Consider the following 12,891-nt stretch of genomic DNA (forward strand, 5'->3'; position numbering starts at 1 on the left):
GGCGCCCGACGCCCCGATATCTGCACACCGTCCACCGCGACGGGCCATGAAAGGATCCCACGATGCCCATCAAGATCAGCACGATGTTCGACTCCGGCTCGATCGACGTCGTCCGCGCCGACAATCCCAAACAGATCGACTTGAACCTGCGCAAGGATTCGCACGCCGACATCCACCAGTGGTTCCACTTCCGCCTGCAGGGCGCGCGCGGCCAGGCGGTCACGATGCGCTTCCTGAACGCCGGCCAGGCCACCTATCCGAAGGGCTTCGAGGGCTACCAGGCTGTCGCGAGCTACGATACCGAGAACTGGTTCCGCGTTCCCACCAGCTTCGACGGCCAGGTGATGACGGTCGAGCACACCCCGGAACTGGACAGCGTCTACTACGCCTATTTCGAGCCCTACACCTGGGAACGCCACCTGCGCCTGCTGGGCGAAGTGGCCGAGAACCCGATCGCGCGCGTGCACGACATCGGCAGCACGGTCGACGGCCGCGACATGAACCTGGTCGTGATCGGCAATCCGCAGGCAGAGAAAAAGATCTGGGTCATCGCCCGCCAGCACCCGGGCGAATCGATGGCCGAGTGGTTCGTCGAAGGCATGATGGATGCGCTGCTCGACAACGCCAATCCGGTGGCGCGCAAGCTGCTGCAGCGCGCGGTGTTCTACATCGTGCCGAACATGAATCCGGACGGCTCGGTGCGCGGCAACCTGCGCACCAATGCCGCCGGCGCCAACCTGAACCGCGAGTGGATGAACCCATCGCTCGAACGCAGTCCGGAAGTGTACTGCGTCAAGAAGAAGATCGAGGAAGTCGGCATCGACATGTTCTTCGACATCCATGGCGACGAGGCGCTCCCCTACAACTTCGTGGCCGGCTGCGAGATGCTCGAAGACTTCACCGCCGAGCGCGCGCTGGAGCAGAGCACCTTCATCGATCGCTATATCTCGTGCAGCCCGGACTTCCAGAAGGAATACGGTTACGCCGCCAGCAAGTATAACGACGAGCTGCTGACGCTGGCCTCGAAGTACGTCGGCCACCACTACAAATGCCTGTCGCTGACGCTCGAGATGCCGTTCAAGGACAACGCCAACCTGCCCGACCCGCACGTCGGCTGGAACGGCGCGCGCAGCGCCGGCCTGGGCGCGGCGATGCTGCAGCCGATCCTGCAGGCGCTGGGCTGATTCCATGGGCGTCGAAATCGAACGCAAGTTCCTGCTCGCGAGCGAGGCCTGGCGCCAGCTGGGCACGCCCGTCCTGCTGCGCCAGGGCTACCTGACTGCCGACCCGATGCGCACGGTGCGCGTGCGCATCGAGGGTGAGCAGGGCGTCCTGACCATCAAGAGCAAGAGCGAAGGGGCGTCGCGCGGGGAATGGGAGTATCCGATCCCGCTCGAAGACGCCAGCGAGCTGCTCGACCGCCTGTGCGAGCGGCCGCTGGTCGAAAAATACCGGCGCCGCATCGGGCATGCCGGCTTCATTTGGGAAGTCGACGAGTTCCTGGGCGAGAACGCGGGCCTGGTGGTGGCCGAGATCGAGCTGCCGGCCGAAGACGCCGTCTTCGACAAGCCGGACTGGATCGGCCAGGAAGTCACCAGCGACAAGCGCTATTACAACTCCAACCTGATCCGTTCTCCGTATTCCACCTGGACCGATACCGAATAATGACGACCGCTTCGCCCACCATGCTACGCCGCAGCCTGCTCGCACTCTCCCTCACCACCGCACTGGGCCTGGCGCTGCCGGCCGCCGGCGTGTTCGCCGCCGACAAGGCAGCCTATTTTCCACCGGCCGGCGAATGGGCCCGCAAGGACCCGGCCCAGCTGGGCATGGACCCGGCGGCCCTGGCCGCGGCCGTCCAGTTCGCGCAATCGCGCGAGACCGAGCGTCCGCTCGACCTGTCCGACCAGGAAGCCATCTTCGGTACCCGCCTGGGCTCGATGCCCACCAGGCGCGCCACTACCAACGGCGTCGTGATCTACAAAGGCTATGTCGTCGCCGAGTTCGGCGACACCCGCTTCGTCGACCCGACCTATTCGGTGGCCAAGAGCATGCTCGCCACCGTCGCCGGCGTGGCGGTGCGCGACGGCCGCATCGGGGTCGGCGACCCGGTCGCGAAGACGGTCGATGACGGCGGTTATGCGACGCCGCACAATGCGCAAGTGACCTGGAAGCAGCACCTGCAGCAGGAATCCGAGTGGGAAGGCGAGCTGTGGGGCAAGCACAGCAATTTCATCGGCAAGCAAGCTTTCGGCAAGGGCGAAAAGAAGCCGCGCGCGATCAAGGCGCCGGGCAGCTTCTACGAGTACAACGACACCCGCGTGAACCGCTTCGCCCTGTCGCTGCTGCGCGTGTTCGGCCAGTCGGTGCCGGACGTGTTCCAGCAGCAGGTCATGGATCCGATCGGCGCCTCGTCGACCTGGAAGTGGGTTCCTTACCATAACAGCTACGTGGAAGTGAACGGCAAGCAGGTGCCATCGGTCAGCGGCGGCACGCGCTGGGGCGGCGGCATGTGGATCGACAGCTGGGACATGGCGCGCTTCGGCTACCTGTGGCTGCATCGGGGTAACTGGGCCGGCAAGCAGATCCTGCCCGCTTCTTACGTGAAGGAAGCGCTCACCCCGAGCGCCCATGGTCCGGACTATGGCTATCTATGGTGGCTCAATACTAAGGGCAAGAACTTGCCGGGCATGCCGGCCACCGCCTTCGCGGCGCTGGGCGCGGGCAGCAACGACATCGTCGTGTCGCCGGAGCATGACCTGGTGATCGTATGGCGCTGGCATGCCGGTAACGCGGCCGAGTTCGCCACGCGCGTGATCGCCGCGATCCGTAAGTAAAGACGTTCCATATCCGCAACGTGGGCCGCTCCAATTGTGCGGGGCAAAACGGGACTTGAATGATATATTTTTATCATTAATCCCACCCGCGATGCGGTGTTGTGTGTCCTCTGGTTAGACCCGACAATTTGTTCTTGCAGTCGCCCGGTCGGGTCGAGGTCAGGCATACGCTCCGGCATTGCCAACACCACCAGGACACACAAGAATGAGCAAGAATATCGCCATCGTTGGCGCTGGATTCTCCGGGGCCGTGATCGCAAACCAGCTGGCGCAGGCCGGCTATACCGTCGACGTGTTCGAATCGCGTCCCCATATCGCCGGCAACTGCTACTCGGAACGCGATGCCGAGACCGGCGTCATGGTCCACGTCTACGGCCCCCACATTTTCCACACCGATAACGAGCGCGCCTGGGCGTTCGTCAACCGCTACGCCGAGTTCAAGCCCTACGTCAACCGCGTCAAGGCCATCACCGGCGGCAAGGTGTTCACCCTGCCGATCAACCTGTTGACGATCAACCAGTTCTTCAACAAGACCATGGGCCCGGCCGAGGCGCAGGAATTCCTGCAGAACCTGGGCGACAAGTCGATCGAGAACCCGACCACCTTCGAAGAGCAGGCGCTGCGCTTCGTCGGTCGCGAGCTGTACGAAGCCTTCTTCAAGACTTATACGATCAAGCAATGGGGCCTGCACCCGAGCGAGCTGCCGGCCAGCATCCTCAAGCGCCTGCCGGTGCGTTTCAATTACGACGACAATTACTTCAACCACAAATACCAGGGTATGCCGGCCGACGGCTACACGGCGCTAGTGCAGAACATCCTCGACGTGCCCGGCGTGACCGTGCACCTGAATACGACCTTCGATCCGCTTGAGAAGGGCAATTACGCCCACGTGTTCTACAGCGGCCCGATCGACGCCTGGTTCAAGCACGAAGAGGGCCGCCTGCCTTACCGCACGCTGGATTTCGAAACCTTCCGCGCCGACGGCGACTACCAGGGCAATGCCGTCATCAATTATTGCGACGACGAAAAGAAATACACCCGCATCACCGAGCACAAGCACTTCTCGCCGTGGGAAAAGCACGAGAAGACCATCTGCTACGCCGAGTACAGCCGCCAGTGCGAAGAGAAGGACGTTCCGTACTACCCGATCCGCCAGACGCGCGAGAAGGCGCAGCTGGAGCTGTACGTGAACAAGGCGAAAAACGAAGACAACGTCACCTTCGTCGGCCGCCTGGGCACCTACCGCTACCTGGACATGGACGTCACCATCCACGAAGCGCTGCTCACTTCCGACAAATTCCTGGAGACCGCGAAGAACGGCGAGCGCATGCCGGCCTTCACCATCGATCCGATGGCGTAAGGCGTCAAGCTCACGCAGCGAAACCGCCGTCGATCAGCAGGTCGGCGCCGGTGACGTAGGCCGCTTCCGGTCCGGCCAGGTAGGCGACCATGGCCGCGATCTCTTCGGGGCGGCCGTGGCGCTTGATCGCCATATAGTCGTGCAGGCCGGCGCCGAACTCGGTCTTTTCCGGATTCATGTCGGTGTCGACCGGGCCGGGCAGCACATTATTGATCGTGATGCCGCGCGGCCCCAGTTCGCGCGCCAGTCCCTGGGTCAGGCCGCTCAGGGCCGACTTGCTCATCGCATACACCGACCCGCCCACCATCGGCATGCGCAGCGCATTGGTGCTGCTGATGTTGACGATGCGTCCGCCTTCCTTCATGTGCGGCAGCGCCGCCTTCACGCCGGCGAACACGGCGCGCACGTTGACGCCCACCGTCTTGTCGAAATCTTCCAGCGTGAAGTCGTCGATCGGCCCGAACACGGCGACGCCGGCATTGTTGACCAGGATGTCGATGCGGCCGCGAGCTTGCGCGACATGGGCGATCGCGGCGTCGATCGCCGCCGGATCGGCGGCGTCGCTGCGGATCGCCTCGGCGCTGCCGCCCTGGGCCTGGATGTCCGCCACCAGCGTCTCGGCGGCGCCGGCCGATTGCTGGTAGGTCAACGCCACATGCGCGCCCTGGCTGGCCAGCCGGCGCGCAATCGCCGCGCCGATGCCGCGCGAACCGCCGGTGACGACGGCGACCTTGCCTTCGAATGCCTTGTTCATGATGGACTCCCTGTGAATGATTGGACGAGTCGGCAGTATGCTGCCGACCAGGAGTTGAAACTAGCCAGTCCAAAGTCGTATGACTTTCAACCGCAGGTATAAAATCCCCGGATCATCACCGTCCAGACACCGCCATGCCGGAATCGATCAGCCATCTCGTCTCGTTCATCTACAGCGCCGAGGAGCGCGGCTTTTCGCCCGCCGCGCGCCGTCTGGGCCTGAGTCCGGCCGCGGTCAGCAAGAACGTCGCCCGGCTTGAGCAGCACCTGGGCGTGCGCCTGTTCCAGCGCACCACGCGCCAGCTGCGGCTCACGGCCGAGGGTGAACGCTATCTGTACGAAGTGGCCGAGCCCTGGCGCCGGATCGAGGAGGCGACCCTGGCCACGCGCCAGGGTGCCGGCCAGCCGGGCGGCACCTTGAAGATCGGCATGGCGCCGCTGGTCGGACGAACCTATTTCGTGCCGATGCTGGACGAATTCCTGCAGCGCTATCCGGCCATCGTTCCCGACCTGCATTTCGCGAACCGCCAGGTCGACCTGATCAAGGAGGGTTTCGACGTGGCGATCGGCGGTGGCGTCGACCTGAACGAGGGCATGGTGGCGCGCGAACTGACGATAGTGCGCAGCATCGTCGTGGCCAGCCCGGCCTACCTCGAGCGGCGCGGCTGGCCACGCGATCCGGACGGCCTGGCGCGGCATGACGGCATCGCCCGCCGCGCCGTGGGCAGCGGCCGCTTGCTGTCCTGGACCTTGCGCCATGGCGACGGCCGGCAGGCGCCGGTCGACCTGCGCACGGCGCTGGTGTGCGACGATCCCGAGGCGATGGCGCAGGCGGCGCTGGCTGGCATCGGGATCGCGGTATTGCCGTTGCCGCACGCGCAAGCATTCCTGCGCAGTAGAGCGCTGGTCGACGTCCTGCCGGGCTGGTTCGTGGAGGGGCGGGCGCTGTGCCTGTATTACGCGAGCCGCAGGCTGTTGCCGGCCAAGACGCGGGTGTTCATCGACTTCGTCGTCGCGCGTTTCGAGGAGCAGGGGCTGGCGCGGCAGTTCATGACGCCAGAGCGTGCGGCAGGGGAGGGAGGAGAGGCTCCCGCCGCGGCGGGAGCCTGAACGACATCAGTGGAAGTGCTCGGTACCGGCCGGCGCGTCTTCCGGCATTTCGGCATGCACCAGTTCGCCGGTCGGATCGGCGAACAGCGGCGCGCCGCAGTCGTCGCAGTACTCGGCCACGTAGCGCTCGTTGATGCGCTTGATGTGGGCGATGCCGGCGTCGTTGAGGTGGGCCGCGATCTCGTTGATCGGGGACAGCGGCGTGGCGGTGACCGCCAGCGGGCCTTCCATCGGCGTGCCGTTCTCGTCTTCCTGGCCATACAGCGGCCAGACGATGCCATACACCACGTCGGCGCTCTGGCGCATGGTGAACGAGACGCGGTACTCGTCGATCTGGATGTCCGGCGACTCTTCGCCGAAGCCGGCGATCACGGCGCGCAGGTCGGACGCTTCCACGCCCAGCGTATTGGTCAGGTAGTGCACGGCGGCGCGGATCGAGATCGGGCGGATCAGTTTATCGGCTTCGCGGCAGGCCACGTAATACGCTTCCGGCAGCAGCAGCTCGATGCCGCAGCCCGGCAGCAGGCGCGCGATATTTGCGGTGGCCTGGGCGCGCCACTGCTCGAGGCTGCGATTGCGCTCTTCGGCGAAACGCACGTGGTGCTGCGGCTCTTGCCAGCGGAACAGCGGCTCGCCGGCCGGGGCCACGATCGCGATCAGGAGGTAGCGGGTATCGGCCAGGAAGGGCGCGGTTTCGTCCAGGTGCTGGGCCGGCTTGATGGTGCCACCCTTGTGGGCGGCGGCAGCCAGCTTCTGCGTCAGCGCCGCGGTTTCGGCGTGGGTGCGCGGCAGCTGGTCGAGCGAATACAGGGTGGGCGCAATTGCCATCTTGGTGCCGTCGGCCAGCAGGTGCGCCGAGAAGTGCGCGCCCAGGGTCGACAGCAGGTCGTTCGGGATGGCGCCGGTGGCGATCGAGAACCGGGTCCAGGCCAGGATCGGCGCCGCGACCAGCAGCGCCTGCCACGTGACGTCGCCGTGCTCGCCTTGTTCGACCATGGTGGCCGATTCGCTGACGGCCTCGACCGTATCCATCAGCACGTCGTAGGAGGCCAGGTCGTCCTTGAACAGGGCGTTCAGGGCGGCATCGATGCTGTCCTGATGATTGGTCTTGAGCAGCTTTTGCAGGCAGGTGTCGAGTTGGCGTTCCCACGCCCGCTCTTCGGCACGGCTGGCGGCTTGCATGAGGGCTTGCGAGAGGCTGACGAGGCGCTGGCTTTCTGCGGAAAGTTTTGGAGTTGAATCTTTGGAAGGACGACGCATGGCGCTGGTGGGTCTCTTGTCAGTGAATGTTTCGAAAGTCCGAGGGGTGATGATAAACCCATATCCCCGGTATTGTAGTTGATTCGGCCACAGGTCATGAACAATGGCTGTCATGGAGGCAGGACGAAAGCCATATGACGGGCGCGCACGCAAACGCTTGCACAATGCGCGAACAGGGTACATAATGAGAATAATTCTCATTCAAGCATGTTTGGGAAGAACGATTGGAGTGTTCACCAAGTTGTGTTTCCAGCTTGTGTTGCAGTAGCCGCCGGCGACCGGGAAAGCGCTGGCGGATGTTTCTCACGGAGTACCACCCCCGCCGGGCAACCGGATTCTGCCCTCCTGGCTATGTCAGGAGGGATTTTTTTGTTGGCTCGATAAAAAGCAGAACGACATGATGCTGCATATTCCCGGCGTGCTGACGCCGGACCAGGTGGCCCACATCCGCGCCCGCATGGCCGGCGCGCCGGAATGGCTCGATGGCCGCGAGAGCGTCGGTCCCCAAGGGGCGAGGGTCAAGCGCAACCGCCAGCTGGGCGAGGGCACGCCGCTGGCCGTCGAGCTGGGCCAGATCGTCAGCGCGGCCCTGATGGCCAATCCCATGTTCTTTTCCAGCGCACTGCCGCTGCGGGTGCTGGCGCCTTACTTCAACGCCTACGGCGGCGGCGAGCATTACGGGCTGCACGTCGATGGCGCGATCCGCGCCCAGCGCGGCGGCGGGGCGCCGGTGCGGGCCGACGTCTCGACCACCGTGTTCCTGAGCGAGCCGGACGAATACGAAGGCGGCGAGCTCGAAGTGGTCGACCTGTACGGCACCCATGAGGTCAAGCTGGCGGCGGGCGATGCGATCGTCTATTCGTCGGGCAGTGTGCACCAGGTGCGGCCGGTGACGCGCGGCGAACGGGTGGCTTCTTTTCTCTGGACCCAGAGCATGGTGCGCGACGATGGCAAGCGGGCGATGCTGTTCGATCTCGATACCCAGATCCAGAAGTTGCGTGCGCTGCATGGGGAGTCGGAGGTTACGGTGGGGCTGACGGCGCATTATCACAATTTGCTGAGGATGTGGGCCGAGGTGTAATGGCGATGATACCAACGTGAAAAGGGCTGGAACCCGCAAGGATTCCAGCCCTTTTGCTTGTCGAGCAGCCCGCCGCAGCGGGCCTTCGGGATTTAAGCAGCCAGCAGCTGACGCAGCACGAACGGCAGAATACCGCCATGCTTGTAGTAGTCGACTTCGATCGGGGTGTCGATACGCAGCAGCACTTGCACCTCTTGCGATTCGCCGTTTTCGCGGTGGATCACCAGGGTCGCCAGTTGTTGCGGCTTGATCTCGCCTTCCAGGCCCTTCAGGTCGTAGGTTTCCTTGCCGGTGATGCCCAGCGATTCGACGCTGTCGTTGCCGATGAACTGCAGCGGCAGCACGCCCATGCCGACCAGGTTCGAGCGGTGGATGCGCTCGTACGAACGCACGACCACGGCCTTCACGCCCAGCAGCTGGGTGCCCTTGGCGGCCCAGTCGCGCGACGAGCCGGTGCCGTACTCTTCGCCGCCGAAGATCATGGTCGGGGTGCCTGCGGCCACGTACTTCATTGCAGCGTCGTAGATCGACATCTGTTCGCCGGTCGGCTGGTGCAGGGTGATGCCGCCTTCGACCGCGGAACCGTCCGCCTTCGGCGGGATCATCTTGTTCTTGATACGCACGTTGGCGAAGGTGCCGCGCATCATGATTTCGTGGTTGCCGCGGCGCGAGCCGTAGGAGTTGAAGTCCGCCTTCAGGACGTCGTGTTCCTTGAGCCACTTGCCTGCAGGACCGTCTTCCTTGATCGAACCGGCCGGCGAGATGTGGTCGGTGGTGATCGAGTCGCCGAACACGCCCAGCGCGCGTGCGCCGGTGATGCCGGTGGCGGCTGCTTTCGGGGTCATCTCGAAGTCGGCGAAGAACGGCGGTTCGGCGATGTAGGTCGATTCAGGCCAGTTGTACACCTGACCTTCGGTCGACGACACGCGTTCCCACAGCGCGCCAGGGTTGCCCTTGACGTCGGCGTAGTTCTTCTTGAAGACGTCCGAGTTCATCGCGAAGCGCATCAGTTCGCCGATTTCCTGCGAGGTCGGCCAGATGTCGCCCAGGTAGACGTCGACGCCGTTGCTGTCCTTGCCGACCGGTTCGGTCATCAGGTCCTTCGTCATGTTGCCGGCGATCGCGTAGGCGACGACCAGCGGCGGCGAGGCCAGGAAGTTCGAACGGATGTTCGGATGGATACGTGCTTCGAAGTTGCGGTTGCCCGACAGGACGGCGGCAGCGACGATGTCGTTCTGGGTGATCGCGGCGTTCAGTTCCGGGGTCAGGTCACCGGCATTGCCGATGCAGGTGGTGCAGCCGTAGGCGGTCACGCCGAAGCCCAGCTTGTCCAGGTAAGGCAGCAGGCCGGCGGCGGTCAGGTACTCGGTGACCACGCGCGATCCAGGCGCCAGCGACGACTTGATGTGCGGCGCCACGGTCAGGCCGCGCTCGACGGCTTTCTTGGCCAGGAGGCCGGCGGCCAGCAGCACGCTCGGATTCGAGGTGTTGGTGCACGAGGTGATGGCGGCGATCAGGATGTCGCCGTTCTTCACGCGCACGCCGTTGGTGGTCTCGTAGACCTTGTGCAGGTCGTCCGGGTTCTTGTTGAAGCCGTTCTGGGTGGTCGGCTTGCTGAACAGTTCGGTGAAGGTGTTCTTGACGTGGCCCAGTTCGATACGGTCTTGCGGACGCTTCGGACCCGCCAGCGATGGGGTCACGGTCGAGAGATCCAGTTCCACCACGCGGGTGTAGTCGATCTCGCCTTCCTGCGGGATGCCGAACATGCCCTGGGCCTTGTAGTAGCCTTCGAAGGCAGCCAGTTCTTCTTCGGTACGGCCGGTGCCGCGGAAGTAGTCGACGGTTGCTTCGTCCACCGGGAAGAAGCCCATGGTCGCGCCGTATTCGGGCGCCATGTTGCCGATGGTGGCGCGGTCGGTGGTCGACAGCGAGCGGGTGCCTTCGCCGAAGAATTCGACGAACTTGCCCACGACTTTCTCTTTGCGCAGCAGTTCGGTGATGGTCAGCACCAGGTCGGTCGCGGTGCAGCCTTCGCGCAGCTTGCCCTTCAGGTTGACGCCGATGACGTCCGGGGTCAGGAAGTAGACCGGCTGGCCCAGCATGCCGGCTTCGGCTTCGATGCCGCCCACGCCCCAGCCGACGACGCCGACGCCGTTGATCATGGTGGTGTGCGAGTCGGTGCCGACCAGGGTGTCAGGGTAGTACATGTCGCCCTGCTTCATGACGCCGCGCGCCAGGTATTCCAGGTTGACCTGGTGGACGATGCCGAAGCCCGGCGGCACGACGCCGAAGGTGTCGAAGGCTTGCATGCCCCACTTCATGAACTGGTAGCGCTCGTTGTTGCGCTGGAATTCCAGTTTCATGTTCAGGTCGAGCGCGCCTGGCTCGCGGAAGTGGTCGATGGTGACCGAGTGGTCGACCACCAGGTCGACCGGCACCAGCGGCTCGATCTTCTTCGGGTCGGCGCCCATCTTGGCGGCGACGTTGCGCATCGCGGCCAGGTCGGCCAGCAGCGGCACGCCGGTGAAGTCTTGCAGCACGACGCGGGCCACGACGAACGGGATCTCGTCGGTACGCTCTGCGGTCGCGCCCCAGTTGGCGACTTGCTTGACGTGTTCTTCGGTGACCTTCTTGCCGTCGCAGTTACGCAGGACGGACTCGAGGACGATACGGATCGACACCGGCAGGCGCGACAGGTTCACACCGAGGTTTTCCGCCAGCGCCGGCAGCGAATGGAACTGGCCGCTCTGGCCTGCGCCGATCGGGAATTCCTTCAGTGTGTTCAGAGTGTTGCGAGACATAATCTCTCCTTCAGTGGGAATATTGTTATTTCAACAGCAGCGTTCACGGAAATAACGGACCAGATAACTTCGGGCGACAGAACGGCGCGCACTTCCGGGAAAGTCCGCGCCGCATCTTCAAGTCTTGCTCGCCTCCGGTTCCGCGGTCGCCACGATCGCGGACTGTTCGGCGTTCTTGCATTCATTGGCCAACTGGCGGTTGAGCTTCGAGTCGAGCAGGATGCCCTTGGACGGGATACCGATCCAGATCAGGCCATAGTGCGGATTTTCAAAGCGCAACGCGCCGGTGGTGGTGCCGATGCGCGCCAGGCGGTGCAGGCGCTGCTTCCAGCGCAGCGCGATATGGCTGTCATCGGTGTCGTTGGTATAGATCGTGATCTTGTTGCCGAGTTCGCAAGCGTATTCGGTCACCTTGGTGTCGGTGATGTCCGGCTCGTCGACTTCGAGAGGATTGGCGGCTGCAGCCGCCGCAGCGGCCGCTGCAGCAGCCGCTGCGGCCTGCGCCTTCTTCGACGGTTTCTTCTTGGCTTGCGCCTTCAGGACTTTTTCCGCTTTCGGATGCGTTTCCTTGGCGGCTGCAGCGCTTGCCGGCGCGCATACGACGGCAGCCGCGAGCGCGACTGCGCAGGCGGCGATCATTTTCGGGAGGAGGGTGGCCATGGTCGGATTATTCGCTGTCGGGGAGGTTGACGATTGCCGCAGCGGCTTCCGGCAGCGCGAGGCCCGCCAGTTTGGCACGCTGCAACACCGACCAATAATATCGGTAGCTCGCACGGTCGTGCAAGCGGCCATGTTGGGCAATCGGTCCCCAGTCCGCCGCCATGGCCTCCGTCAAAATATTCGTCGCTTCATTCACCTCGGACAGGCGCGGCGTGAACGCTTTCAGGATCGGCTTGATCTGGTCCGGATGGATGCTCCACATGCGGGTAAAGCCGAATTCGGCGCCGGCGCGCTGGGCGTCGTTGGCGACAGTCGCGCTGTCCTTGATGTCGGTCGTGACGTTGTGCGACGCCACCTTGCCGTGGGCGTGGCAGGCCGCCACCATCTCGAGCTTGGCGCGCACCACCAGCGGGTGGGTGAACTGGCCCGGGGTGCGCATCGCACTCGCGGGGATGGCCCCATAGTGGCTCGACACAAAATCCATGATGCCGAACGACAGGCACTCGACCTGGGGCAGGGCGGCGATGTCGTACGCTTCGCGCAGCGCGCCGTGGGTTTCGATCAGCACGTGCACCGGCAGGCCCGGGCGGCCGGCGGCCTGGGCGTGCTGGTTGATCAGGTCGATCGCGCGCGTGACTTCCATCGCGCTTTCCACCTTGGGCAGCACCACGTAGGCGAGGCGCTTGGCCGCGCCGCCGACGATGAATTCGACGTCTTTCGCGAAATGGGGGCTGGCCGGCTCGTGCAGGCGCGCGCCGATGCGGCCGAAATGGTTGTCGTCGCTGTTGACGAGCTGCGCCACCAGGATGGCGTGCTCCAGTTCGCTGCCGGCGGTGGCGCCGTCTTCGCAGTCGAAGGTGATGTCGAACAGGGGGCCAAGCTCTTGTTGCAGGGCCATCGATTTGCGCATCAGCTTCTCGGAGCCGGCGTAGTGGTCGCAGGCGGGGAGAAGGAGTGGCTGGCGTTTGCCCTGGAATAAAACCTCGGAAGGGTGCATATCTCTCACAACATGAAACGGCCGTGCCAGTT

11 protein-coding genes are annotated in these 12,891 nt (G+C 64.2%); 6 read left to right on the top strand and 5 right to left on the bottom strand.

The features are described 5' to 3' along the window. Nucleotides 1–62: 62 nt before the first annotated feature. The 4 genes from LO55_RS13675 to glf all read left to right on the top strand — a co-directional run bounded on the left by LO55_RS13675 (nucleotide 63) and on the right by glf (nucleotide 4,197). Nucleotides 63–1,184 carry a M14 family metallopeptidase gene (locus LO55_RS13675; protein ID WP_005666127.1) on the top strand — a complete coding sequence of 374 codons (1,122 nt, stop codon included), beginning with the start codon at nucleotides 63–65 and terminating at the stop codon, nucleotides 1,182–1,184. 4 nt (nucleotides 1,185–1,188) lie between these two features. Continuing rightward, entirely contained in the window at nucleotides 1,189–1,665 is a 477-nt protein-coding gene (locus LO55_RS13680) for a CYTH domain-containing protein (RefSeq protein ID WP_071361871.1), read from the top strand. Beyond that, nucleotides 1,665–2,837 (top strand): serine hydrolase domain-containing protein, encoded by a 1,173-nt coding sequence (locus LO55_RS13685; protein ID WP_071361872.1) that lies wholly within the window; start codon nucleotides 1,665–1,667, stop codon nucleotides 2,835–2,837. Before LO55_RS13680 ends, LO55_RS13685 begins: the two co-directional genes overlap by 1 nt. A gap of 205 nt (nucleotides 2,838–3,042) precedes the next feature. Further along, the gene (gene glf, locus LO55_RS13690; RefSeq protein ID WP_071361873.1) at nucleotides 3,043–4,197 is read left to right on the top strand and encodes a UDP-galactopyranose mutase; all 1,155 of its coding nucleotides are present in this window, start codon (nucleotides 3,043–3,045) and stop codon (nucleotides 4,195–4,197) included. Nucleotides 4,198–4,207: 10 nt separating this feature from the next. Here glf and LO55_RS13695 read toward each other — a convergent pair whose 3' ends face one another. Next, complete coding sequence (locus LO55_RS13695; protein WP_071361874.1) at nucleotides 4,208–4,951, bottom strand: SDR family oxidoreductase; 744 nt, start codon at nucleotides 4,949–4,951, stop codon at nucleotides 4,208–4,210. 134 nt (nucleotides 4,952–5,085) lie between these two features. On the opposite strand from LO55_RS13695, the gene LO55_RS13700 reads away from it, so the two are divergent. Beyond that, nucleotides 5,086–6,060: a LysR family transcriptional regulator gene (locus LO55_RS13700; RefSeq protein WP_071361875.1), complete on the top strand. Its 975-nt coding sequence runs from the start codon at nucleotides 5,086–5,088 to the stop codon at nucleotides 6,058–6,060. Nucleotides 6,061–6,066: 6 nt separating this feature from the next. Here the strand turns inward: LO55_RS13700 and LO55_RS13705 are convergent, their stop codons facing one another. Then, nucleotides 6,067–7,320 (bottom strand): DUF2863 family protein, encoded by a 1,254-nt coding sequence (locus LO55_RS13705; protein ID WP_005666138.1) that lies wholly within the window; start codon nucleotides 7,318–7,320, stop codon nucleotides 6,067–6,069. 397 nt (nucleotides 7,321–7,717) lie between these two features. On the opposite strand from LO55_RS13705, the gene LO55_RS13710 reads away from it, so the two are divergent. Next, nucleotides 7,718–8,401 (top strand): Fe2+-dependent dioxygenase, encoded by a 684-nt coding sequence (locus LO55_RS13710; RefSeq protein ID WP_071361876.1) that lies wholly within the window; start codon nucleotides 7,718–7,720, stop codon nucleotides 8,399–8,401. Nucleotides 8,402–8,493: 92 nt separating this feature from the next. Here the strand turns inward: LO55_RS13710 and acnA are convergent, their stop codons facing one another. The 3 genes from acnA to LO55_RS13725 form a co-directional block, all read right to left on the bottom strand. Beyond that, entirely contained in the window at nucleotides 8,494–11,202 is a 2,709-nt protein-coding gene (gene acnA, locus LO55_RS13715) for an aconitate hydratase AcnA (protein WP_071361877.1), read from the bottom strand. Nucleotides 11,203–11,319: 117 nt separating this feature from the next. Then, nucleotides 11,320–11,862, bottom strand: a complete 543-nt coding sequence (locus LO55_RS13720) for a hypothetical protein (RefSeq protein WP_071361878.1) — start codon at nucleotides 11,860–11,862, stop codon at nucleotides 11,320–11,322. A gap of 7 nt (nucleotides 11,863–11,869) precedes the next feature. Then, nucleotides 11,870–12,859 (bottom strand): HpcH/HpaI aldolase/citrate lyase family protein, encoded by a 990-nt coding sequence (locus tag LO55_RS13725; RefSeq protein WP_071361879.1) that lies wholly within the window; start codon nucleotides 12,857–12,859, stop codon nucleotides 11,870–11,872. Nucleotides 12,860–12,891: the final 32 nt, after the last annotated feature.

This window comes from Massilia timonae, assembly GCF_001866515.1.
In the GTDB taxonomy this organism is placed as follows: domain Bacteria; phylum Pseudomonadota; class Gammaproteobacteria; order Burkholderiales; family Burkholderiaceae_D; genus Telluria; species Telluria timonae.

What these genes read in the sequence shown, in the direction of transcription:
- LO55_RS13675 (WP_005666127.1), top strand. Translation starts at nt 63, where the DNA reads ATGCCCATCAAGATCAGCACGATGTTCGACTCCGGCTCGATCGACGTC.
- LO55_RS13680 (WP_071361871.1), top strand. Translation starts at nt 1,189, where the DNA reads ATGGGCGTCGAAATCGAACGCAAGTTCCTGCTCGCGAGCGAGGCCTGG.
- LO55_RS13685 (WP_071361872.1), top strand. Translation starts at nt 1,665, where the DNA reads ATGACGACCGCTTCGCCCACCATGCTACGCCGCAGCCTGCTCGCACTC.
- glf (WP_071361873.1), top strand. Translation starts at nt 3,043, where the DNA reads ATGAGCAAGAATATCGCCATCGTTGGCGCTGGATTCTCCGGGGCCGTG.
- LO55_RS13695 (WP_071361874.1), bottom strand. Translation starts at nt 4,951, where the DNA reads ATGAACAAGGCATTCGAAGGCAAGGTCGCCGTCGTCACCGGCGGTTCG.
- LO55_RS13700 (WP_071361875.1), top strand. Translation starts at nt 5,086, where the DNA reads ATGCCGGAATCGATCAGCCATCTCGTCTCGTTCATCTACAGCGCCGAG.
- LO55_RS13705 (WP_005666138.1), bottom strand. Translation starts at nt 7,320, where the DNA reads ATGCGTCGTCCTTCCAAAGATTCAACTCCAAAACTTTCCGCAGAAAGC.
- LO55_RS13710 (WP_071361876.1), top strand. Translation starts at nt 7,718, where the DNA reads ATGATGCTGCATATTCCCGGCGTGCTGACGCCGGACCAGGTGGCCCAC.
- acnA (WP_071361877.1), bottom strand. Translation starts at nt 11,202, where the DNA reads ATGTCTCGCAACACTCTGAACACACTGAAGGAATTCCCGATCGGCGCA.
- LO55_RS13720 (WP_071361878.1), bottom strand. Translation starts at nt 11,862, where the DNA reads ATGGCCACCCTCCTCCCGAAAATGATCGCCGCCTGCGCAGTCGCGCTC.
- LO55_RS13725 (WP_071361879.1), bottom strand. Translation starts at nt 12,859, where the DNA reads ATGCACCCTTCCGAGGTTTTATTCCAGGGCAAACGCCAGCCACTCCTT.